At 65.0% G+C, this 23,261-nt stretch carries 16 protein-coding genes; 13 read left to right on the top strand and 3 right to left on the bottom strand.

Going from position 1 to position 23,261, the window contains the following annotated elements; translation table 11 throughout:
• Positions 1–200 precede the first annotated feature (200 nt).
• Entirely contained in the window at positions 201–752 is a 552-nt protein-coding gene (locus TQ98_RS10380; RefSeq protein ID WP_044875514.1) for a TetR/AcrR family transcriptional regulator, read from the bottom strand.
• A gap of 167 nt (positions 753–919) precedes the next feature.
• Between TQ98_RS10380 and TQ98_RS10385 the strand changes: the two genes are divergently transcribed.
• Genes TQ98_RS10385 through TQ98_RS10395 form a run of 3 tightly spaced genes read left to right on the top strand, consistent with a single transcriptional unit; the run spans position 920 to position 6,693 of the window.
• Positions 920–2,068, top strand: coding sequence for a MexC family multidrug efflux RND transporter periplasmic adaptor subunit (locus TQ98_RS10385; RefSeq protein WP_103102933.1), 1,149 nt, complete (start codon positions 920–922; stop codon positions 2,066–2,068).
• Between the two features lie 27 nt (positions 2,069–2,095).
• Positions 2,096–5,227 (top strand): efflux RND transporter permease subunit, encoded by a 3,132-nt coding sequence (locus TQ98_RS10390; protein WP_044875344.1) that lies wholly within the window; start codon positions 2,096–2,098, stop codon positions 5,225–5,227.
• Between the two features lie 5 nt (positions 5,228–5,232).
• Positions 5,233–6,693, top strand: a complete 1,461-nt coding sequence (locus TQ98_RS10395) for an efflux transporter outer membrane subunit (protein WP_044875345.1) — start codon at positions 5,233–5,235, stop codon at positions 6,691–6,693.
• Between the two features lie 89 nt (positions 6,694–6,782).
• Here the strand turns inward: TQ98_RS10395 and TQ98_RS10400 are convergent, their stop codons facing one another.
• Complete coding sequence (locus tag TQ98_RS10400; RefSeq protein ID WP_044875346.1) at positions 6,783–7,364, bottom strand: TetR/AcrR family transcriptional regulator; 582 nt, start codon at positions 7,362–7,364, stop codon at positions 6,783–6,785.
• A 461-nt stretch (positions 7,365–7,825) separates the two neighbouring features.
• Between TQ98_RS10400 and TQ98_RS10405 the strand changes: the two genes are divergently transcribed.
• From TQ98_RS10405 to TQ98_RS10450, 10 genes are all read left to right on the top strand, one after another.
• The gene (locus TQ98_RS10405; protein WP_044875347.1) at positions 7,826–9,250 is read left to right on the top strand and encodes a DUF1329 domain-containing protein; all 1,425 of its coding nucleotides are present in this window, start codon (positions 7,826–7,828) and stop codon (positions 9,248–9,250) included.
• A 23-nt stretch (positions 9,251–9,273) separates the two neighbouring features.
• Positions 9,274–10,920: a DUF1302 domain-containing protein gene (locus TQ98_RS10410; protein ID WP_347337820.1), complete on the top strand. Its 1,647-nt coding sequence runs from the start codon at positions 9,274–9,276 to the stop codon at positions 10,918–10,920.
• An 8-nt stretch (positions 10,921–10,928) separates the two neighbouring features.
• A complete protein-coding gene (locus tag TQ98_RS10415; protein ID WP_044875348.1) occupies positions 10,929–13,343 on the top strand; it encodes an efflux RND transporter permease subunit in 2,415 nt (804 codons plus the stop codon).
• A 10-nt stretch (positions 13,344–13,353) separates the two neighbouring features.
• Positions 13,354–14,319 carry a YCF48-related protein gene (locus TQ98_RS10420; protein WP_044875349.1) on the top strand — a complete coding sequence of 322 codons (966 nt, stop codon included), beginning with the start codon at positions 13,354–13,356 and terminating at the stop codon, positions 14,317–14,319.
• Positions 14,320–14,673: 354 nt separating this feature from the next.
• The gene (locus TQ98_RS10425; protein WP_044875350.1) at positions 14,674–16,041 is read left to right on the top strand and encodes an FAD-dependent oxidoreductase; all 1,368 of its coding nucleotides are present in this window, start codon (positions 14,674–14,676) and stop codon (positions 16,039–16,041) included.
• A 74-nt stretch (positions 16,042–16,115) separates the two neighbouring features.
• Positions 16,116–16,832, top strand: a complete 717-nt coding sequence (locus TQ98_RS10430; protein ID WP_044875351.1) for a hypothetical protein — start codon at positions 16,116–16,118, stop codon at positions 16,830–16,832.
• 87 nt (positions 16,833–16,919) lie between these two features.
• On the top strand, positions 16,920–18,413 hold the full coding sequence (locus tag TQ98_RS10435) for an FAD-dependent oxidoreductase (RefSeq protein ID WP_044875352.1): 1,494 nt from the start codon (positions 16,920–16,922) through the stop codon (positions 18,411–18,413).
• 9 nt (positions 18,414–18,422) lie between these two features.
• Positions 18,423–19,076 (top strand): c-type cytochrome, encoded by a 654-nt coding sequence (locus TQ98_RS10440; RefSeq protein WP_044875353.1) that lies wholly within the window; start codon positions 18,423–18,425, stop codon positions 19,074–19,076.
• Between the two features lie 36 nt (positions 19,077–19,112).
• Positions 19,113–19,763 (top strand): hypothetical protein, encoded by a 651-nt coding sequence (locus TQ98_RS10445; RefSeq protein WP_044875354.1) that lies wholly within the window; start codon positions 19,113–19,115, stop codon positions 19,761–19,763.
• Positions 19,764–19,794: 31 nt separating this feature from the next.
• Positions 19,795–21,219: a coniferyl aldehyde dehydrogenase gene (locus tag TQ98_RS10450; RefSeq protein WP_044875355.1), complete on the top strand. Its 1,425-nt coding sequence runs from the start codon at positions 19,795–19,797 to the stop codon at positions 21,217–21,219.
• A 435-nt stretch (positions 21,220–21,654) separates the two neighbouring features.
• Here TQ98_RS10450 and TQ98_RS10455 read toward each other — a convergent pair whose 3' ends face one another.
• Positions 21,655–23,235 (bottom strand): choline dehydrogenase, encoded by a 1,581-nt coding sequence (locus tag TQ98_RS10455; protein ID WP_044875356.1) that lies wholly within the window; start codon positions 23,233–23,235, stop codon positions 21,655–21,657.
• Positions 23,236–23,261: the final 26 nt, after the last annotated feature.

The raw sequence follows: 23,261 nt of genomic DNA on the forward strand, positions 1-23,261 counted from the left end.
GTCAAATTGTTCCCCAAGTTCGTAGGATGGCCAGTTCGTAGGATGGGTGGAGCGGAGCGATACCCATGCGGACGAGGCTGGAAGCCCACATGGGGCTGCTGCGCAGCCCTTGGCGAATGAATTCGCCCCTACAACAAAAATCCCACCACACTCCGAAGCCTGCTCCCACGGCCAGCTCGCAAATGCGACCTGGCCAGTGCTCAAACGGCGGCGCCGTGCAGGAACATCTGCTCCAGCACGTTGGCTGAGTTGGAGCTGGCCACTCGCCCGCGGCGCTCGGCGTCGACCATGCCGTAAATCATCATGGTGAAGAGTTCGGTGAAGACCGCGGCGGCGATGTCGATGCGAAACACGCCTTGTTGCTGGCCGCGCAGGAAGAAGGCGTCCAGGGCATGCATGTAGGACTGCCAGCGCGCGCCGCTTCCCTCCGGGGTCAGGAAGTCGGGGCTGTACTGGAACATCAGGAACACCAGCACCTCGCGGTGTTTCAGGTGTTCACCGATCAGGCGGCGCAATGCGTCTAGCGGCTCGGCTCGCTCCAGGTCGGCGGCGGCGATGATCTGGTTGAGCACCGTCTCGCCATGTCCCTCCAGCATCTCCACCAGGTTGTCGCGGGTACCGCAGAAGCGGTGCAGCGTCGCCTTGCTCACTCCCGCCGATTCCGCCAGCTCCTTCAGGGTCGCCCGTGGGCGATCGACGATGGCAACGGCCAGGGCCTTGAGGAGTCGTTCGTCATGGGTGGTCAGCGACATCAGCGGGTCTCGGATCGATTTCTGGAATGCGCGCATTGTGCAGAAAACCCTCTCGCTTCAAAAGGTGATGACAAATTCAATCACACAAGAATCAAATGAGACAATATTGACTCATTAGGTTTTTGAAGGGATCATTTGCGCCGTTTCTAGCAATCCGTGGGTGAGTCATGGGCGATTTACGAGTGATGGGAAGGGTGGGTGCCCTGGTGGCGTCGATGGCATTGGCCGCGTGTGGCCAGACGGATGCCCCGGAGGCTGCCGCCGAGATGCCGCGCCCGGTTTCCGTGGTGGCGGCGGTTGTCGAACCGTTGATGCTGACATCAGAGCTGCCGGGCCGGGTCGAGCCGGTGCGGGTTGCCGAGGTTCGCGCCCGGGTGGCGGGCATCGTGCTGGAGAAACGCTTCGAAGAGGGCGCCGACGTGAAAGCTGGCGACCTGCTGTTCCAGATCGATCCGGCTCCGCTCAAGGCCGCGGTCTCCCGCGCCGAAGGCGAGTTGGCGCGCGCCCAGGCCGTGCTGACCGAGGCCCAGGCGCGAGTGAAACGGTACGAACGACTGGTGAAGGTCGAGGCGGTAAGCCAGCAGGTTTACGACAGTGCCGTTGCTGACCTGCGCACGGCCCAGGCGGTCACCCGCACGGCCCAGGCTGACCTGGAAACCGCGCGCCTGAACCTGGGCTATGCCTCGGTGCGGGCACCGATTTCCGGTCGCATCGGCCGCGCGCTGGTGACCGAGGGCGCGCTGGTGGGGCAGGGCGATGCCACCCTCCTGGCGCGCATTCAGCAACTGGACCCGGTCTATGTCGACTTCACCCAGTCGGCCGCGGATGTATTGCGCCTGCGTGAAGCGCTGAAGGACGGCAATCTCTCCGCTGGCGACGGCAGTCCGCTATCGATTCGCGTCGACGGCACTCAATACGAGACCAAGGGTTCTCTGATGTTCACCGATGTGGCGGTAGATCGTGGCACCGGCCAGGTTTCCCTGCGCGGCAAGTTTGCGAACCCCGACGGCATCCTGCTGCCGGGCATGTACGTGCGTGTAGTGGCGCCCCAGGGGGTCGACAACCAGGCGATCCTGGTGCCCCAGCGTGCGGTGCAGCGTGGCTCTGATGGCGCCGCCCATGTGCTGGTGATCGGCGCGGATGGCCGTGCCGAGGCGCGTGGGGTGAAGACCGGCGTGATGCAGGATTCCCGCTGGCAGATCCGTGAAGGGCTGAAGGCGGGCGACCAGGTCATCGTCAGCGGTATGGCCGGTCTGCAGCCAGGTACCCAGGTGGTCGCGCAGCAGGCGCAAGAGCAACAGGCCGCACGCCAGTAACAGCGGGTACGCCGCGAGGATCGTTCAATGTCCAAGTTCTTCATCACGCGCCCGAACTTCGCTTGGGTGGTGGCGCTGTTCATCTCCCTGGCCGGTCTGCTGGTCATCCCGCTGTTGCCGGTGGCCCAGTACCCCAATGTGGCGCCGCCGCAGATCACCATATCGGCCACCTATCCGGGCGCTTCGGCCAAGGTGCTGGTGGATTCCGTGACCAGCGTGATCGAGGAGTCCCTCAATGGCGCCAAGGACCTGCTCTATTTCGAGTCCACCAACAACTCCAACGGCATCGCCGAAATCGTCGTCACCTTCCAGCCGGGTACCGACCCGCAGCTGGCCCAGGTGGACGTGCAGAACCGCCTGAAGAAGGCCGAGGCGCGCATGCCGCAGCCTGTGCTGAGCCAAGGCATTCAGGTGGAGCAGACCAGCGCCGGTTTCCTGCTGATTTATGCCCTCAGCTACAAGGAGGGGAGCGAGCATGCCGACACCACCGCGCTGGGCGACTTTGCCGCGCGCAACATCAACAACGAACTGCGCCGTGTGCCTGGCGTCGGCAAGCTGCAGTTCTTCTCGTCCGAAGCCGCCATGCGCGTGTGGATCGACCCGCAGAAGCTGGTGGGTTACGGGCTGTCCATCGATGACGTGAGCAATGCCATCGCCGGGCAGAACGTGCAGGTGCCCGCAGGCAGCTTTGGCAGCTCTCCCGGCAGCACCCAGCAGGAGCTGACCGCGACCCTGGCGGTGAAAGGTACCCTGGACAGCCCGGAAGAGTTCGGCCGCATCGTGCTGCGTGCCAACGCCGATGGCTCCACGGTGAAGCTCGCCGACGTCGCGCGGCTGGAAATCGGCAGCGAGAGCTACAACTTCTCCTCCCGCCTGAACGGCAAGCCGGCGGTGGCAGGTGCCATCCAGCTTTCCCCTGGTGCCAACGCGATCCAGACCGCCGAAGCGGTCAAGCAGCGCCTGGCCGAGCTGTCGGTGAGCTTCCCCAGCGACGTGGAATATTCCGTTCCCTACGACACGTCGCGTTTCGTCGACGTGGCCATCGAGAAGGTGATCCACACGCTGCTCGAAGCCATGGTGCTGGTGTTCCTGGTGATGTTCCTGTTCCTGCAGAACGTCCGCTACACGCTGGTTCCGTCCATCGTGGTGCCGGTGTGCCTGCTGGGGACCCTGGCGGTCATGCACGTGCTGGGTTTCTCGGTGAACATGATGACCATGTTCGGCATGGTCCTGGCCATCGGCATCCTGGTGGACGACGCCATCGTGGTCGTGGAGAACGTCGAGCGGATCATGGCCGAGGAGGGGCTGTCCCCGGCGGCTGCCACGGTCAAGGCCATGGGCCAGGTCTCCGGCGCCATCATCGGCATCACCCTGGTGCTGGCGGCGGTGTTCCTGCCGCTGGCCTTCATGGCCGGCTCCGTGGGCGTCATCTACCAGCAGTTCTCGTTGTCGCTGGCGGTGTCCATCCTGTTCTCAGGTTTCCTCGCGCTGACCTTCACCCCGGCGCTGTGCGCCACGCTGCTCAAGCCGATTTCCCATGGGCACCACGAGAAGCGCGGGTTCTTCGGCGCCTTCAACCGTGGCTTCGACCGCCTGACCGAGCGCTACACGGTGCTGAACAACGGCCTGGTGCAGCGCGCCGGACGCTTCATGCTGGTGTACGTCGGCATCATCGCGTTGCTGGGCTTCTTCTACCTGCGCCTGCCGGAGTCCTTCGTACCGGTGGAAGACCAGGGCTACAACATCGTCGACATGCAGTTGCCGCCGGGCGCCACCCGTGCCCGTACCGATGCTACCGCCCAGGAGCTGGAGCGCTTCCTGCGGTCCCGCGAGGCGGTCGAGAATTCCTTCCTGGTGATGGGATTCAGCTTCTCCGGTATGGGCGAGAACGCCGCTCTGGCTTTCCCCACCTTCAAGGACTGGTCTCTGCGCGGTGCTGATCAATCCGCCGAGGCGGAAGCCCTGGCGGTGAACGAGCACTTCGCCGTGCCCGGCGACGGCACCGTCATGGCGGTGACGCCGCCGCCCATCGACGGCCTGGGCAACTCCGGCGGTTTCTCCCTGCGCCTGCAGGACCGTGGCGGCCTGGGACGCGAGGCGCTGCTGGCCGCCCGTGACCAGCTGCTTGGCCAGGCCAACGGCAACCCGAAGATCCTCTACGCGATGATGGAGGGCCTGGCGGAAGCCCCCCAGCTGCGGCTGGAGATCGATCGCGACAAGGCGCGCACCCTCGGGGTGAGCTTCGAGTCGATCAACAGTGCGCTGTCCACCGCCTTCGGTTCAGCGGTGATCAACGACTTCACCAATGGCGGCCGCCAGCAGCGCGTGGTGGTACAGGCGGAGCAAGGCGCGCGGATGACGCCGGAAAGCGTGCTCAAGCTCTACGTACCCAACGTCGGCGGCGAGATGGTGCCGCTGAGTGCCTTCGTCAGCACCCACTGGGAAGAGGGGCCGGTGCAGATCGTGCGCTACAACGGCTACCCCTCGATCCGTATCTCCGGCGATGCCATGTATGGCGTGAGTACAGGCGAGGCCATGGCCGAGATGGAGCGTCTGGCCGCCCAGTTGCCCGCTGGCATCAGCTACGAGTGGACCGGCCTGTCCTACCAGGAAAAGGTCGCCAGCGGCCAGGCATCGCAGCTCTTCGCGCTCGCCATTCTGGTGGTGTTCCTGGTGCTGGTGGCGCTCTACGAGAGCTGGTCGATTCCGTTCACGGTGATGCTGATCGTGCCCATCGGTGCGCTGGGCGCGGTGCTGGCGGTGATAATGGCCGGCCTGCCGAATGACGTGTACTTCAAGGTCGGCCTGATCACCATCATCGGCCTGGCGGCGAAGAACGCGATCCTCATCGTCGAGTTCGCCAAGGAGCTCTGGGAGCAGGGACGCAGCCTGCGCGAGGCCGCCATCGAGGCCGCGCGCCTGCGTTTCCGCCCCATCGTGATGACCTCGCTGGCCTTCATCCTCGGCGTGGTGCCGCTGGTCCTGGCCACGGGTGCCGGCGCGGCGAGCCAGCGCGCCATCGGTACCGGCGTGATCGGCGGCATGCTCGGCGCCACCCTGCTGGGGGTGATCTTCGTGCCCATCTGTTTTGTCTGGGTGCTGTCGCTGCTACGGCGCAAGCCCGCGCCCGTCGAGCAACCGGCCCAGGCCCTGGAGTGATCGCCATGCGCAAATCCGTCTTTACCGTTTCAGCGCTGGTGTTCGCCCTGTCCCTCGGCGGCTGTTCCCTGGCTCCGACCTACGAGCGCCCCGAGGCGCCGGTGGCTCAGGACTGGAGCACCGCCAGCGATCAGTCCGGCGCCGAGGTCGGCGGCCTCGACTGGCAGGCCTTCATCGTCGACGCCGAGCTGCGCCGTCTGGTGGGGATCGCCCTGGACAACAACCGCTCCCTGCGCCAGACACTGTTGGACATCGAGCAGGCTCGCGCGCAGTACCGCATCCAGCGCGCCGACCGGGTGCCAGGCCTTGCCGCCGGCGCCTCGGGGAATCGCCAGCGCGTTCCGGCGGATCTGTCCACGACTGGCGCGAGGGATGTCGCCAGCAGCTTCCAGGTCGGTCTGGCGCTGCCCGAATACGAGCTGGACCTGTTCGGCCGGGTGAAGAACCTCACCGACGCCGCGCTGGAACAGTACCTGGCGACCGAGGAGGCCGGACGCAGCGCGCGGATCGCGCTGGTGGCCGAAGTCAGCCAGGCCTACCTGATCTATAGCGGTGCGCAGCAGCGCCTGGAGCTGACCCATCGCACCCTGGCCAGCCGCGAGGACTCCTTCGTGCTGGTCGAGCAGCGCCGCAGCGCCGGGGCCGCCACCGCACTGGACTACCAGGAAGCGCTGGGACTGGTGGAACAGTCCCGCGCCGAACTGGAGCGCAATCAACGGCAGAAGCAGCAGGCGTTCAACGCCCTGGTGCTGCTGCTGGGCACACCGGATGCCGCTGCAACGATCCCGGCGGTGTCGCCGGATCGGCTACAGGTGCTGCAGGACATCGCCCCCGGCACCTCCTCGGAGCTGTTGGAACGACGCCCCGACATCCTGGCCGCCGAGCACCGCCTGAAGGCGCGCAACGCCGATATTGGCGCGGCGCGCGCCGCGTTCTTCCCGCGCATCACCCTGACCGGCAGCTTCGGTACGTCCAGCGCGGAAATGTCCGGGCTGTTCGAAGGCGGCTCGCGCGCCTGGACCTTCGTGCCCAACCTGTCGCTGTCGCTGTTCGATGCCGGCCGCAACCGCGCCGGGCTGGATCTGGCCGAAGTGCGCAAGGACGCTGCCGTGGCTGCCTATGAGGGCAGCATCCAGACCGCCTTTCGCGAGGTGGCGGATGCCCTGGCGGCCACCGACACACTCCGTCGCGAGGAAGCTGCCCGGCGCTCGCTGGCGGGCACCAGCACGGAGACGCTGAAGCTGGCCAGGGCCCGTTATGAGGGCGGGGTGGATAGCCACCTGCGTTACCTGGATGCCCAGCGCAGCAGCTTCATCAACGAGCTGGCGCTGATCGAGACCAGCACGGAACGGCAGATCGCCCTGGTCGACCTGTTCCGTGCCCTTGGCGGTGGCTGGGAACTCAATCGCGCTGATCAGATGGCGCAAGGGCTCGCGGGTGGTGCAGACGTGGCATCGGGTGGGTAGGGGCGGTGCGCGCAGCGCACCCTACCGTTGGGGCAGGAGGGGCGCCTGGCCCGGAGATGAAGGGGCGCCTCGCGCGCACTGCCTCGGGTTCAGTGACTGGCTATGAGGAGTGACAGCGCCTGGCAGGCCGTCTCGGTTTCCACTTTCAGCCGTTCAGGGTCCCGATGGGTGGACCAGGCGATGAGCAGGCCATCGAATAGATGGATGAGCAGGCGGCTGGCAGCCTTCAGCGCGGCCTTGTCGAGTCGGGCGCCGACGGAGCGTCCGATGGCCTGCTCCGTTGTCTCGATTGCTACCGAGTAGATCTTGCTCGCCATTTCGGGATTGTTGCGCAGGGTCCACAAAAAGAGCTCGGATTGTGCCCTGGCCAGGTCTGGGTTCGCAGCTAGCCAGGCGACCAACTGACGAAGCATTTCCGCCACCGTTTCCGCTGCGGTGGTACCTGCGGGCACGTGGGCCAGGGCCTGTTGCGGCAATTCGAAAAGCGACTCATAGACCGCGTAGAAGAGGTCGTCCTTGGTATGGAAGACGTAGTGGAGCGACGCCAGGGGGCAGTCCGCGGCGGCGGCGATGCGTCGTGTGGTGGCATTGGCCACACCATGTTCGGCGATCACCTTGACCGTCGCCTTCACGAAATCCTGTCTGCGCAGTTCAGCGCCCACTCTGGCCATGAAAGATTCTCCGTTCCTGTCGCTATGCCGCTAATGCCCAGGCTGGGGCAGCGCCGGCGGATGCTACCCGATGCCCCATCTGGGCGTCATGGTGCGATATGTATCCGCAAATGGTGCCTTTCCACGGCGGGACCATCCGCCCACGACCTCGTTACCACCGGGGTTCCCACACGTGGAATAAATAAAGTAACAATCGTTTCGTAAATTCACATATTGGTGCGGATGGTGAGAGCAGAATGGTGCGCCGGTGGGTGTTCAGGTATCACGTATCAATTGTTATAAAAATGATAAGTAGCTGAAATTAAAGGATAAAAAGTAATTTTTTAGGGTTGGCATATGGTTTGCCTATGATCGATTGACTTGGTCAACTGACCAAGTCGAATGATCAGAAGTCTGGCACAGCCCGATGCTCCCTTCCAGGAAGCCCGGGTGGCCGGTCAAAGCCCCATGAGGACCTTCCAATGAAAGACGTGATTGAGCGCCCAGGCGTCGACCTTCCCAGCCGCAGTGGAATGAAGCATCTGATCGCGGCGTTGGCGGCATCGGTTGCAATGAGTACGGTTCAGGCTGCCGACAAAGATGCTGCGCTGCTGGGAACCAAGCTGACGCCGCTGGGAGGGGAGGTCGCTGCTAGCGCCGATGGGACGATCCCGGCCTGGACACCGCCCGGTCCGCAGGACAACGGCTGGAGCTACGGCCAGGTGCGCGGTCAGCACTGGAAGTTCAAGGACGACAAGCCGCTGTACAGCATCGATGCGAACAACGTCGCGCAGTACGCGAGCAAGCTGTCCCCCGGCCAGCTGGAACTGTTCAAGAAGATCCCGAGCTATCGCATGGATGTCTATCCGACCCGTCGTAGCTGTGCGGCGCCGGACTTCGTGGCCGAGAACACCAAAAAGAACGTCGGCTTCGCCAGCCTCGATGCCGATGGTCTGGCCCTGCAGGAGGCCCATGTCCCCGGCGTTCCGTTCCCGATGCCGACTACCGGCGCCGAAGTGATGTGGAACATGAAGATGCGCTATCGCGGTGTGGGCTTCGACATGTCCAAGACGGTATCCGGGCTGTCGCCGCGCAAGGGCGGCGGGGACTGGCTGCGGACTTCCACCGACTGGTTCATTTACACGCCCTGGGGCGAGAAGGGCAGTGCGCTGTTCTCCTCCTTCGATCGCCTGGAAAGCTCGACTTACTTCTCCTACCAGGAGCCCGCCGCCCTGGCCGGTCAGTCCGGCGTCATCTCCACCAAGGCCGGCGAACAGGCGACCACCTTCTACTACTTCCCCGGCCAGCGCCGTGTGCGCCGGATGCCGTCGTATTCCTACGATGCCCCGCAGATCGGTCTCGACAACCAGTACACCATCGACGAATCGAACGTGTTCTTCGGTCCGATGGACCGCTTCGACTGGAAGCTGGTGGGCAAGCAGGAGCTGCTGGTGCCCTATAACGCCTTCGGCGCCTACGACGCCTCCGCGAAGATCGAGGACGTGGCCAAGCCGGACTCCATGGCACCGGAATATCGCCGCTACGAGCTGCACCGCGTCTGGGTCGTCGAGGCCAACGTTCGCCAGGGCATGCGCCACCAGGCACCGAAGCGCCTGTTCTACATCGACGAAGACAGCTGGAACGGCCTGATGGCGGTGGACTACGACAAGCAGGGGCAGATCTGGAAGGTCCGCGAGGGCTACACCATCCCCGTGTACGAGACCGGCACCTGCGATATGGAGGCCCAGGCCCAGTACAACCTGGTGGACGGCCGCTACCTCTACGACATGACCTCCATCGGCGTGGGCAAGAACGATCACCGCTGGCTCACCGAGAACGCCGGCAACCCCCGTCTGAAGCGTGACTTCTACACCTCCGACAACCTGCGCGCCATCAGCGAACGCTGAACCTCCGCTATTCGAGAGCCAACATGAAAAGAACAATCACAAAAGCTTCAGGCCTTGCTATCGCGTGCGTGACTCCCCTGGCGATGGGATTCACCTTCGAAACCGAAAACATCCGCGGTTCGTTCGACTCCACCATTTCCTACGGCATGGGGCTGCGCACTCAGTCGCAGAGCTGTGACCTGATCAACGTCGGCGCCACCGGGCACCATCCGCCCGCCGGGTGTCTGGCACAAACCTCCAGCATCGGTGACCAGGGCAACCTGAACTATGACAAGGGCGACCTGTTCACCCACTACCTCAAGGGCACCCACGAGCTGCTGCTGAAGCTGCCGGAGGATTTCACCTTCATGGCCCGTGGCAGCTGGATCCGCGACTTCGCTGCCAGCGATACCACTGGCGCGCTGTCGTTCAACACGCCACCGGGTGTCGGCAGCGACGGGCTGACCGACGCGGCTCGCGACGACCTGGAATTCAAGGCGCGCCTGCTCGACCTGTGGGTGAGCAAGAGCTTCGATGTTGGCGACCAGCGAGTCCGGGCGCGCCTGGGCAACCAGGTGATCAACTGGGGCGAGAGCCTGTTCGTGGTGGGTGGGATCAACGCCACCAACGCCTACGACTACCAGGCACTCGCGAGGCCCGGCGTCCAGCTCAAGGAAGCCGTGCTGCCGGCCCCGATGCTCAGCGTTGCTTCGGGCCTGGGCTCAGGCCTGAATGTCGAGGCCTACTACCAGTGGGGCTGGAACAAGAGTGAAGTGCCGCCCGTTGGCAGCTACTGGTCCACGACCCAAGCCCTGGGCAAGGGCATGGAAACCTACGGCTTCGTCGACAAGGACGCGCGCGACAGCGGGCAGTGGGGCCTCTCGCTGCGCTGGCAGCCGGAGGACAGCGACGTCAACTACGGCCTCTACGTGATGCGCTACCACGACAAGCTGCCGTCGCTGACCATGCAGCTGCTCGATCCCAATACCTTCTCGGTGGCGCAGGAGTGGGTGTATCCGGAAGACCGCATGCTCTACGGCATCAGCGCCAACATGCCGATTGGCGACTGGGCTGTCGGCACGGAGCTCTCCTACCGGCCCAAGGACGCGGTGCCGCTCAATGCCGCCATCGACCTCTGCGCGAACAACGGGGGCAAGTGCTGGAAGGACGAGAAGAAGTTCCAGTGGCACCTGACTGGCCTGTACAGCATGACGCCATCCAATTCGCCTGATCTGCTCGACTTCACCGGTGCCAGCACCGGCACCCTGCTGACCGAGCTGGTGGTGATCCACTATCCGGGCCTGCATGACGAGTTCGACGGGGAGCCCGTTGCGCCGGGTGCCTACACCTGGCAGCTGGACCCGGCCACCCCGCCCACGGCCAAGGGTGACAAGACGTCCAAGGGCATCAACCTCGATCTGAGCCTCACCTATGACGGCACCTTGATTCCGGGCTGGCAGGTTACGCCGGGGATCTTCTACTCGCGGTCCCTGGGCGGGCGGACGCCGAACCTGGCGATGACCTTCACCGAGGACGCCAGCAGCATGAACCTGTACCTGAACTTCGTGCGTAACCCCGCGAGCTGGCAGGTCAACTTCAACTACGCAAAGTTCATGGGGGGCGACACGCCCTACGACCAGCTGCTGCGTGACCGTGACTACGTTGGCGTCGTGATTTCGCGCACTCTGTGAGGCCTGTCGTGAACAGTTCTGTAAAGCTGTCGGAAACCCCGGTGCGTGGCGTCCTGCCACGCATCGAGGACCTGTTGTTCGGGCATCGCCGGCTGGTGCTGGCGGTCCTGGTGCTCTTCACCCTGGGCATGGCCTGGTTCGCCGTGCAGCTGCGCATGGATGCCGGTTTCGAGAAGCAACTGCCCATTGGCCACGAGTACGTGGAAACCTTCGAGCAGTACCGCGAAGACCTCCTGGGGGCGAACCGCCTGACCATTGTGGTCAAGGCGCGCCAGGGCAACATCTGGACCGAGGCGGGGCTCAAGCGTCTGTACGACGTCACCCAGGCGGTCATCTTCCTGCCCAGCATCTCGCGCAGCAGCGTGCGCTCCCTGTGGACGCCGAATGCCTTCGTCAACGAGATCACCGAGGAAGGCTTCCGCGCCGATCCGCTGGTGCCGGGCACGGTGACCCCCGAACGCCTGGATGACAGCATCATCGCCCGCATCGCCGACTCCACCGCCCAGGGCGGTTTCATCGGCACCCTGGTGTCCCGCGACCAGAGCAGCGCGATGATCACCGCCGAGCTCAACGAGTACGACGCCAAGGGCGAGCGCCTGGACTACGTGGCGTACAACGGGGTGCTGGAGAAGCAGATTCGCCAGCAGTTCGAGGACGCCGGGTTCGAAATCCAGATCATCGGTTTCGCCAAGCAGATCGGCGATATCGCCGATGGCGCCTCGGCGGTGCTGGAGTTCTGCCTGCTGGCCTTGCTGCTGACTGCGGCGGCGGTTTACTGGTACTGCCATTCCCTGCGCTTCACCCTGCTGGCCCTGGGTTGTTCACTGAGTTCGCTGGTCTGGCAGTTCGGGAGTCTCCGGCTGCTTGGCTATGGTCTCGACCCGTTGGCGGTGCTGGTGCCTTTCCTGGTGTTCGCCATCGGCGTCTCCCACGGCGTGCAGCAGATCAACTTCATCGTCCGCGAAATCGCCATCGGCAAGAGCGTCGAGGCGGCGGCACGTTCCAGTTTCATCGGCCTGCTGATTCCCGGCACCCTGGCGCTGGTGACGGCCTTCGTTTCCTTCGTGACCCTGGTGCTGATCCCGATTCCCATGGTGCGCGAGTTGGCCATCACCGCGTCCCTCGGCGTGGCCTACAAGATCATCACCAACCTGGTGATGCTGCCGCTGGTGGCCTCGATGCTGAAGGTCGACGGCCGCTACGCCGCCGCCGAAGAGAAGTCCCGCGAGCGCCGCACCCGCTGGCTGCATGGCCTGGCGAAGCTGGCGGAATGGCGCAATGCGCGTCTGGTGCTGGTGGTCGCCCTGCTGGTGTTCGCCACGGCGGTCTGGCAGAGCCACGACCGCGTGGTCGGCTCCCTCCAGGCGGGCGCACCGGAGCTGCGCGAGGACTCGCGCTTCAACCGCGATGCCGTGGCCATCGCCAGTAACTACGACATCGGTCTCGACTGGCTCAGCGTGGTCTTCGAGGCCCGGCCGGTAGAGGGCGGGGAGGGCGCTACGGCGGCCTGTGAGGACATCGCCCTGGGCCAGTACCAGGATCGCTTCGTCTGGGCGATGGAGAGCGTGCCCGGCGTGCTGTCGGTCGCTTCCTTCTCCACCGCGATGCGCCAGTTCAACGAGGGTTACAACGAAGGCAACCCGAAGATGAGTGCGGTGCCCATCGATCCGATGAACTATTCGTCGTTGGCGGCCGAAGTGGCGCGCATCCCGGGGCTGATGCGCGGCGATTGCAGCATGACCGCCGTGCACCTGTACCTGGCGGACCACAAGGCCACCACCATCAACCGGGTGATCGAGGCCGCCAAGGCGTTCCGCAGCGAGTACCCCATGCCGGGCATCGCCGTGCGGCTGGCCTCGGGCAACGCCGGGGTGATCGCGGCCATCAACGAAGAGGTGGAGAAGAGCGAGACGCCGATGCTGCTCTACGTCTATGCCGCCATCGCGCTGCTGGTGCTGGTCGTCTATCGCGACCTGCGGGCAGTGCTGGTCTGCTGCCTGCCCCTGACCATCGGCACCTTCATTGGTTACTGGTTCATGAAGGAGCTGCAGATCGGCCTGACCATCGCGACCTTGCCGGTGATGGTGCTGGCAGTGGGGATCGGCGTCGATTACGCCTTCTACATCTACAACCGCATCCAGCTGCACCAGGCCCATGGTCAGCCCATCGTCAAGGCGGTGGAGCATTCGCTGCTGGAAGTGGGCGTGGCGACCATCTTCACCGCCATCACCCTGGCGGTCGGAGTGGCCACCTGGGCCTTCTCCGACCTCAAGTTCCAGGCCGACATGGGCAAGCTGCTGGCCTTCATGTTCATGGTCAACATGGTCATGGCCATGACGGTGCTGCCGGCCTTCGCCGTCTGGCTGGAGCGGGCGTTCCCGCGCAAGCGCCCGGTGCGCATGATCGGCGCGCTGGCGCACTGAGGAGAGAAGCATGGGATACCTGAACACAGTCCTGGGCGCCGTGCTGGCTGCCCTGATGCCCCTGGCTTCCGTACAGGCCGCCACGTTGCAGCCGGTGGCGGCGCCCCCTGCGAGCAACGCCGCCCAGGCCACGCTGCTGGATGCCAGCCGGGCGATGGACCGGGTGGTGGCGGTGGGCGACCACGGCATGGTGCTGCTGTCGGACGACCAGGGGCGGAGCTTCCGCCAGGCGCGCGCCGTGCCGCTGTCCACGTCACTCACCGGAGTGAGCTTCGCCGACGCCAGCCACGGTTGGGCGGTCGGCCAGTGGGGCGCGATCCTGGCCACCGCAGACGGCGGCGAAACCTGGGAAATGCAGCGTCTGTCCAGCGAGGAGGACCGGCCGCTGTTCGCCGTGCATTTCTTCGACGCGCGGCAGGGCGTCGCTGTCGGGCTCTGGTCCCTGGTACTGACCACCGAAGACGGTGGCAAGACCTGGAATGAGCAGACCTTGCAGGCCCCGCCAGGCTACAGCCGGGCCGACCTCAATCTGATGGGCTTGTTTGCCGATGGTCACGGCAGCGTTTACGCCACCGCCGAGCGGGGCCAGTTGCTGCGCTCCGATGATCGCGGCAAGACCTGGCGTTACCTGGACACCAGCTACGAGGGCACGCTGTGGAGTGGGGCGGTGCTGGCCGACGGCAGCCTGCTGGTGGGCGGCCAACGCGGCACCCTGCTGCACGGTTCGGCGGATGGTGCGTCCTGGCAGCGTGTCGCCCTTGAGAGCAAGAGCTCGATCACGTCGATCGCGGTGTCGGGCCAGCAGGTGGTCGCGGTCGGACTGGATGGCCTGATGGTGAGCAGCCAGGACGGCGGTCGCACGTTCGAGGAGCAGCGCACCGCCGACGGTGTTTCGCTTACGGCTGCGCTCTTCACCGGGCGGGATGCTCCTCTGCTGTTTTCCCGGCGGGGCGTGGTCCCGCTGCTGGCGCCGTGACGCCTCGGCGGGAGGACTGACGCATCGGCGTCACTCCGCCCGCTGGTACAGCGTTGTTGCTGCGACCTTTCAGGGGGTCGATTGACCCCTTCTTTTTCTCCGTCAGACAGCGCGGCCAGGCCGTATTCAGACCGTTTGGATTAATTACATAACAACTGTTGCGTAAAATTGAGCACGGCAGTAGAGTTCGACAAAACAACAAAAGAATCCCAGGAGGTTGTCCATGAATGGCTCCAAGAGACGCGACCGCTCCAGTAGCGGCTGCGCGGGGACTGCCCAGTGCGGTGAGTTGATGGCCCGGTTGAGTGGCACAACCGCCACCGGCCGGATTCCGGGTTGAGAGGAGAGGCGTCCATGTCTGCGACCAATCTCAGCGAAACTATCAAGGGCACCCCTGGAGCGGCTCGGTTTCGCCTCCTCGGTGGGTGGGTGGAGCGTCCGGACAATCTGCAGCCGGAACTGGAGGGTGATGTCAGCGCCGATGTGATCGTGATTGGTGCCGGTTTCGCCGGTCTGTCCACCGCACTGGAACTCAGATCCCTGGGGGCGGAAGTCATCGTCCTCGAGCAGGAGTTCGCCGGCTTTGGCGCCAGCGGCCGAAACGCGGGGTATCTCGCCGGCAGCATGGGTGTCGAGTTCGAGTTCTTCCTCAAGCGCATCGGCGTCGAGCAGGCGAAGAAGATCGTCTCCTTCTACGACCAGGGTGTTGCCTATGTCGAAAGAAGGCTCGGCGAACTCGCCATCGACTGTGACTACAACCCGAGCGGGGTCATCCGTGCGGCGGTGCATCCCTCCCAGGAGAAGAAGCTGCGGCACGACATGGCGCTGGGCGCGAAGCTGGGGTCCGTCACGCGCTTCCTGGATTCCGCAGAGATGCGGGCGCGGGGCATTCCGCCGGCCTTCCTGTTCGGCTGCCTGCAGCATGGCGGCACGCTGGACCCCGGCAAGTACGTGATGGGGTTGCGGCGCGCGGCACTCCAGGCCGGTATCAGGTTGTACGAGCAGACCGCCCTGCAGTCCTACAGCGAAGGCCCGACCATCACCTGCAAGACCGCGCGGGGCACGGCCAGCGCGCCGTTCATGGTGCTCGCCACCAATGCCTATACGCCGCAGCTCGGCCTGCTGCGGGACAAGGTGGCGCCGTTGCGGGTCTCCGCGATCGAAACCGAACCGCTGTCCAGGGCGCAACTGGCCTCCCTCGGCTGGTCGCGCCGAGAGGGCATCGTGACGCCGCACTGGACCATGGAAAGCCACCGGCTGACAGCGCGCGACACGCTCCTGGTCACGACCAAGCAGCTGGGCTATGCCTATGGCTCGCGCACGCCGAACCAGCCGGACACGGCGGCCTATGGCGCATTGGTACAGGCCCTGGACGACCGCTTCCCAAGCTTGCGGGGCATTGCCATCCGTGCGTGCTGGAGCGGCTACATCAGCCTGGCCTACGACGCCTTGCCAGTCGTGGGGGCAACCGGGGCCCAGCAGAACATCCTCTACACCGCCGGCTGCTCGGGGCACGGCGTCGGCACTCAGTCCCTCGTCGGCCACCTGCTGGCCGAGCGGATTGGCGGCATCGAACACCCGCTGCTGGCGGCGTTGCGCCACAAGACGCCTTCCACGCTCCCCGAACCGCTGCAGTGGTGCGCCATCAAGGCTGCGCTGATGGGGGCGAACGGTCTGGACCGTTATGTGAACCGCAAGGTGCGTAGCGCCGCCATTGACTGACCGCTAACGCCGACGGTCACCGCCGTGGCCATGGCCTCGGCTTCGACCCTCTGCTTCCAATCCCTGGAGAACCTATGAATACCTGCTCGAACGAAGCCGTACGCGTAACGGCCTGGGCCGCGATCCTCGGCGGCATCTTCGCCTACCTGAACGTGGGCTTCATGCTCATGGTGACCCACGGCGACATGGCGGTGACGCTGCAAGGGGCGTCGATGCTGACCTTGCCCGCCGAATCGAGGGAGTATTTCCGGCTGTCGATGTTTGCCGATGTCCTGGGTTTCTACCTGCCAGTGCTGGCGATCGGTGGCTACCTCTGGAGCCGCTTTCGCAATGAAGCGGGCGCCCTGGGTGATATGGCCGCGCTGGCCATCACCACCTATGTCGTGCTGGGGGTGGTCGGTGCGGGGCTGCAACTGTCCGTGCTGAATCCGCTCGCGGCACTCCACGCGGCAGGCGGGGAGGCCGCGAAGGCCGCCGCCGAGACCGCCTGGACGACCATTGCGGTCGGTAGCCAGCGCGGCCTGTGGTGGTGCGAAGGCCCCGTCGTCCTGTTCTGGGGCCTGGTGGTCGGTGGCCACCTGAAGAACGCGGGCTGGGGCGCATCGATCCTGGTGCCGCTGAAGCTCGTCGGCTGGTGCTTCGGGCTCTACTTCATCGCTGGGTTCTTCCAGGAGCTGGAGGCGTTCACTGCCGCCCTGCTGGTTGTCGTCGTGCTGATCTTCCCCCTGTGGATGGTCATGTTCGGCGTGCAATTGCGGCGCAGGTTGGCCCTCAGCCCGCTCGGCGCCTGAGCCAGCCCTGCTGCTGTTTTCCCGATACCGCACCGCCGTCCACCGGTGAGTGACGAATACAAACAACAATTGCGTGAGGCTCCCTGTATGGCTGACAAGCCCACCTCAACTTCAACGTTCGAACTGAATCGGCGGCTTCTGCTGAAGCTTGCCGGCGCCTCGGCGGCCGTGGGCGGCCTCGGCCTGCGCGTGGGACTGGCGAGTGCCAGCGAAAGCCCGGAAACCGTCCGTGGTCAGGAGGATGGCATCCTCGACATCGCCATCATCGGTGCCGGGATCGCCGGGCTGACGGCGGCCCGCGATCTGCAACAGGCGGGCTGCGACTCCTTCGTGGTGCTGGAGGCGCGGGACCGGGTGGGGGGCAGGACGCTCAACCATGACCTGGGCTCGGGCTACATCTCCGAAGTGGGCGGCCAGTGGATCGGTCCGGGCCAGACAGCCGTGGCGGATCTCGCCCGCGAGTTGGAGGTGGGGACCTTCCCGACCTACTGCGAGGGCAAGACCGTGATCCTGGGCGGTGAGAAAGGGCGCCTGGCAATCGACCTGAAAGGCACCTTCGGCACTGACGAAAGCGTCGCCGCCAAGCTCAGCGAGCTGTCCCGCGATGTGCCCTCCGGCGCGCCCTGGAAATCCCCGAGGGCCGCCGAGCTGGACAAGCTCTCGGCAGGCGACTGGCTGGCGCAGCAGAACATCAAGCCCGAGGACCGTTCGGGCTGGGATACCAGTTTCACGCTCACTTGCGGCGTGCCGCCGGCCAAGATGGGGCTTCTGCATTTCCTGTCGATGGTCAATTCGGCGAGCTGCGACTACATGAAGCTCGACTCGATCAAGGACAGTGCCCAGGGCACCCGCCTGGTAGGCGGTTCGCAGATCCTCTGCACCAGGATGGCCGCGCAGCTCGGCGACAAGGTGCGCCTGTCTTGCCCGGTCCGCGAGATTTCCGGCTGGGACCGCGACGTGGTCACGCTGCACACGGACCAGGGGGAAATCCGCGCCCGCCGCGTGATCGTGGCCATCCACCCGGCCCTGTGCAACCAGGTCCGTTTCGACCCGCCGCTGCCCGAGGGCCGCGCGGCCCTGCAGCAAGCCTGGCCGGCCCACAGTCCGGCCCGCAAGACGGCGATGGTCTACAAGCGGCCGTTCTGGCGCGAACAGGGTTTGAACGGACACACCATCCAGGTCAAGGGGCCTGTGCTCTGGGCCTGGGACAACTCGCCTCCGGGTGGGGAAATCGGCGTCATCAACGCCTTCATCGTCAACGCCCAGGTGCCCTCCGACCACCAGGCCGCGCAGCGCGTCCTGACGGAAATCTACGCGCGATCCCTGGGCGAGGAGGCATTGAGCCCCGTTGCCTATTACGACCACGACTGGGGGCTGGCCGATCCCTGGAGCATTACCTGCGTCTCCGCGATCCCGCCGGGTTTCTGGACCACCCATGGCGAGTCCCTGCGACCGCCCTGCGGCAACCTCTTCTGGTCGGGAACTGAGACCGCCGAGATCTGGGCGGGCTATATGGACGGCGCCGTGCGCTCGGGTCACCAGAGCGCGCTGCATGCGCTCAGTTCCTTGCGTCGGGCATAGGGGGCGGCAATGAAGAAGAAACTACTGCTGGGCACTGGCGTTCTGCTCGCCATTCTGGCGGCGCTGTTCGGGCGCGACCTCGTCGGCCTCTACTACCTGCAGGACCATATCGAAACCTTCACCAAGGCCTATGAGGCCGAAGGCCCCTGGCCGCAGGTGGCCGATGCCTGCACGGTCTGCCACGGCGCCAAGGGCAGCTCGCAGCACCAGCGTTATCCGAGCCTGGCGGGGCAGCCTGAAGCCTACCTGACGGCGCAGCTCCACAGCTTCGCCCATGGGCAGCGGACCTACCCGAACATGGGACCGTTGGCAAAGAGCCTGAGCGAAGACGAGATCAAGCGTCTGGCGGACTACTTTGCCCGGCAGCCGGCCAGCGAGAACCACGGGTTCCAGCCCGATCCCGCCTTGCGGGCGAAAGGCGAGAAGCTGGTGGCAGCCGGGGGATGCACGGCCTGTCATGGCGCGGCCCTGATGGGGCAAGCGCAGTTCCCGCGCCTGGCCGGGCAGGGGGCTGACTACCTCCAGGCGCAGCTGGACGCCTTTGCCGAGGGCCGGCGAGTCGACCCCACCGGTGCGATGAAAGCGGTTACCGGGACCCTGTCCCCGGACGATCGCAAGGCGCTCTCCCACTACCTCGCGGCACTCGCCCCGGCGGCGAAGTGAAACCTCGGAATTCATTACCTGAAAGAGACTTTTGCTATGGAACTCAGAGATGTTCTTGCGTTGCTGACGTGCGCCCTGCTGGTGATCTCGGGAGCGACTTACGGGATCAAGTTTCTTCGCAGGCGCAACTTCCTGCTGGGCCTCGAGTGCCTGATCGTGGCGTTCTCCGCAACCAATTTCCTGATCTATCTCCTGACGGAGTCCGAGATTTCCTACAGCATCTCGTTCTTTTGCGATGCGTTTTCCCGGGGCTTCGGTATTCCCATCGTCGCGGTCCTCGGCCTGATGGCCGTCACCCATGACTTCAAGCCATCGGCGTTCAAGGACGCTGCCATCTTCGCGGTCACCTTTGCGGGAACCTTCGTCCTGATCAAGGCCGACTTCATGGTCAAGCCGCTGCCTTACTTCTACGTGATCATGTGGACGGCCTACTCGGTATACCTCGCCTATTTCATCTGCAAACTGGCGAGCATGGGCGAGAAGCTGCACGCGCTGGGGCTGACCGTGGCAGCGGTGTTCGGGCTGGCGGTTGCCTGCATCTACGACTTTTTCCCGATTCCCGGTGACGATACGAAGATGGTGTTCCTGACGCTCGCGCTGTCCACCTGGGCCTTCATGATGATGCAGATGTACTACTCCTACCTCGCGTTCGAACGCGCGAAGGCGCAAGCCGTTCGCGCGCGCTGACGCCCTGGTCCGAAGCCCCGGAGATTTTCCCATGTCGATCGAACAAGTCGGGCCGGCCGTCGAACAGATGCGCCAGGTCTTCACCCGTCAACGTGCGGCCTTCGCCCGTGAACGTTATCCGTCGTATCAGGATCGCCGCGCCAACCTGCAGGCCCTCAAGGCGCTGGTGCTGGACAACGCCGATGAGATCGCCGCGGCCATTGCCGCCGACTTCGGCCACCGCTCCGTGCATGAGAGCAAGCTGCTGGACATCTTTGGCCTGGTCAGCGAAATCAACCATGCGCTCAAGTGCCTGAAGCGCTGGATGAAGCCGCAACGGCGCGGCGTCGGGATCTGGTTCCAGCCCGGACGTGCCGCGCTGCTCGCGCAGCCGCTCGGGGTGATCGGTATTGCCGCGCCCTGGAACTATCCGCTGTACCTGACCCTGGGGCCTCTTTGCGGAGCCCTGGCCGCCGGCAACCGCGCCATGATCAAGATCGCCAGCGACTCCAGCCGCTATGGGGCGCTGCTCGCACGCCTGCTCGGCCAGCGCTTCAGCGAAGACTTGGTCGCGGTGATCCAGCCGGGTCCCGGCATCAATGGCCAGTTCTCCCGCCTGCCGTTCGATCACCTGATCTTCACCGGGTCTCCGGAAGTTGGCCGGCAGATCATGCGCAATTGCAGCGAGAACCTTACGCCGGTGACCCTGGAGCTGGGTGGCAAGTCGCCGACTCTTGTGGCGCCGGGCTACTCGTTGCAGCGCGCCGCCGAGACCATTCTCTGGGGCAAGTGCCTGAACTCCGGGCAGACCTGCGTGGCACCGGACTACCTGTTCTTGCCGGAAGGCAGCGAGGCCGGCTTCATCGAGCACGCCAAGGCGGCCGTCGCCCGCTACTACCCGAAGCCGCTGGGGGCCAATCCGGACTACAGCTGCATGATCAACGCCCGTCAGCTGACGCGGGTCGAGGCCCTGCTGGCCGATGCCCGCGAGAAGGGCGCGCGGGTCGTGGCGCTGGCCGATGCCGAGGAGGCGCGCCGTGCCGGCAAGCTGGCCCCGCACCTGGTGTTCAACGTGCGCGACGACATGAAGATCATGCAGGAGGAGATCTTCGGCCCCTTGCTGCCGGTGCTCAGCTACCGTCAGCTCGACGAGGCTGTGGACTACATCAATGCCCATGAGCGGCCGTTGGCGCTGTACCTCTTCGATGAGGATTCGGGGCGCGTCCAGCAGGTGCTGAGGCAGACGCTTTCCGGCGGTGTGTCGGTCAACAGCGTGATGCTGCATGTGCTGCAAGAGAACTTGCCGTTCGGTGGGGTAGGCAATTCGGGCCTGGGGCATTACCACGCCGAAGAGGGCTTCCAGACCTTCAGCAAGATGCGGCCGATCTTCTACCAGGCCCGCTTCAATGGCAGCTTCCTGCTCAAGCCGCCCTACGGCCGGTTGACCCAGGGCCTGCTGAGTCTGCTGCTGCGCTGATTCTCCGCCTGTATCCGCTGACGACGTGTTTGGCGCCCTTCGGGGCGTCTTTTTTTTGAGGCTGAGCAACGTGTGCTCAGGGAGGGGGGACGTTGCTCGTAGGGTGCGCCGCGCGCACCAGCGGTTTTTGGGCCGCGACGGCCCCGCATCTGACACCGAATCGGTGTGCGTGGCGCATCTGGGATGGTGTCTGCCAGACCGTAGGATGGGTTGAGGTACGTAGGATGGGTAGAGCTTGCGAAACCCATCGAATCCCGGGCACGCCAGCATGGGTTTCGCTCCGCTCTACCCATCCTACGTAACTTCACCGTTCCACCAGCGGAGCTGGGATCGGCCTCGATGGTGGACATGAAGAGCGATGTCCACCCTACGGTGGGATGTGTCGCGATCCAATGTGGAACATCCACGTTCCGAGAGCGTGGATGTTCACTCGCCTCAGGCCGAGGCGACCCACTCGGCGCCGCGTTCGGCGATCATGATCGAGGCCGCGTTGGTATTGCCGCCGACCAGGGTCGGCATGATCGAGGCATCGATCACCCGCAGGCCTTCGATACCCTTCACGCGCAACTGGCTGTCGACCACGGCCATCTCGTCCTGCCCCATCTTGCACGTGCCGACCGGGTGGTAGATGGAGTCGGTACGCTTGCGCAGCAGTTCGATCAGTTGCTCGTCGCTGTGCAGGTCCTTGCTGTAGAAGTCCTTCAGGCCGAAGCGCGCCATGGGCGCCTGGGTGACGATCTCGCGGGCCATGCGATAGCCCTTGAGCAGGGTTTGTACATCATCGTCGTGGCCCAGGAAGTTGGGGTCGATACGCGGTGCCGCGCTCGGGTCGGCGGAGGCCAGGCCGACGTGGCCGATGCTCTTGGGCCGCAGCACGCAGACGTGGCAGCTGAAGCCGTGCCCCCAGTGGAGCTTGCGGTTGTGGTCGTCGACCGTGCCGATCACCGAGTGCAGCTGGATATCCGGGCGCGCCAGGTTTGCATCGGTCTTGAGGAAGCCGCCACCCTCGGCGCAGTTGCTCGCCAGCGGGCCACGCCGACGGCGCAGGTACTCGACCAGGGCCTTGCTCATTTTCGGACTGCCGGTGACCGAAAAGCCCAGCAGCGAGGTGTCGCTGCTCTTGTAGCAAAGCACGACGTCCGGGTGATCCTGCAGGTTCTGGCCGACGCCCGGCAGTTCATGCTGCACGGCAATGCCCTGGGGCTTGAGTTCCGACTCCGGGCCGATGCCGGAGAGCATCAGCAGGTGCGGGCTGCCGAAGGCACCGGCGGCCAGCAGGACTTCCTTGCGCGCCTTCAGTTGCAGGTGCACACCGTTGAGCCGGGCCTGCACGCCGACGGCCTGCTTGCCGTTGAGCAGGACGCGCTCGGCGTGGGCGCCGGTGAGCACGGTGAGGTTGCTGCGCTCACGGATCGGTTTGAGGAAGGCCGTGGCGGTGCTCCAGCGGCGGCCGTCGCGGATGGTCACGTCGTAGTAACCGACCCCCTCCTGTTGCACGCCATTGAAGTCGGGATTGAAACGATGGCCAGCGTTGATCGCGGCTTCCACAAAAGCCTCGGTAGCGGCGTGGCGATGGGCTCGGCTGACGTACAGCTCGCCATCACCGCCGTGGTATTCGCTGCTGCCGCTGTGATGCATCTCGCTCTTGCGGAAGTAGGGCAGCACATCGGCGAAGGACCAACCTTCGTTGCCCAGCGCCTGCCAGTCGTCGAAGTCACTCTGGTGACCGCGGATATAGATCATGCCGTTGATCGAGCTGCTGCCGCCCAGCACCTTGCCGCGCGGCTGGTAGCCGATGCGCCCGCCCAGTCCCGGTTGCGCGACAGTGTGGAAAGCCCAGTTGACGTGGCGCGTCGGCAGGATCGCCGCCATGCCGACCGGGATATGGATCAGTGGCGAGCTGTCTTCCGGGCCGGCCTCCAGCAGGCAGACGCGGGTATCCGGATTGGCGCTCAGCCGGTTGGCCAGGACGCAGCCGGCAGAGCCGGCGCCAACGATGATGTAGTCGAATTCCATCTTTGCGGGTCTCGAATAGGGGGCCA

Source organism: Pseudomonas sp. LFM046 (assembly GCF_000949385.2).
Lineage (GTDB): Bacteria > Pseudomonadota > Gammaproteobacteria > Pseudomonadales > Pseudomonadaceae > Metapseudomonas.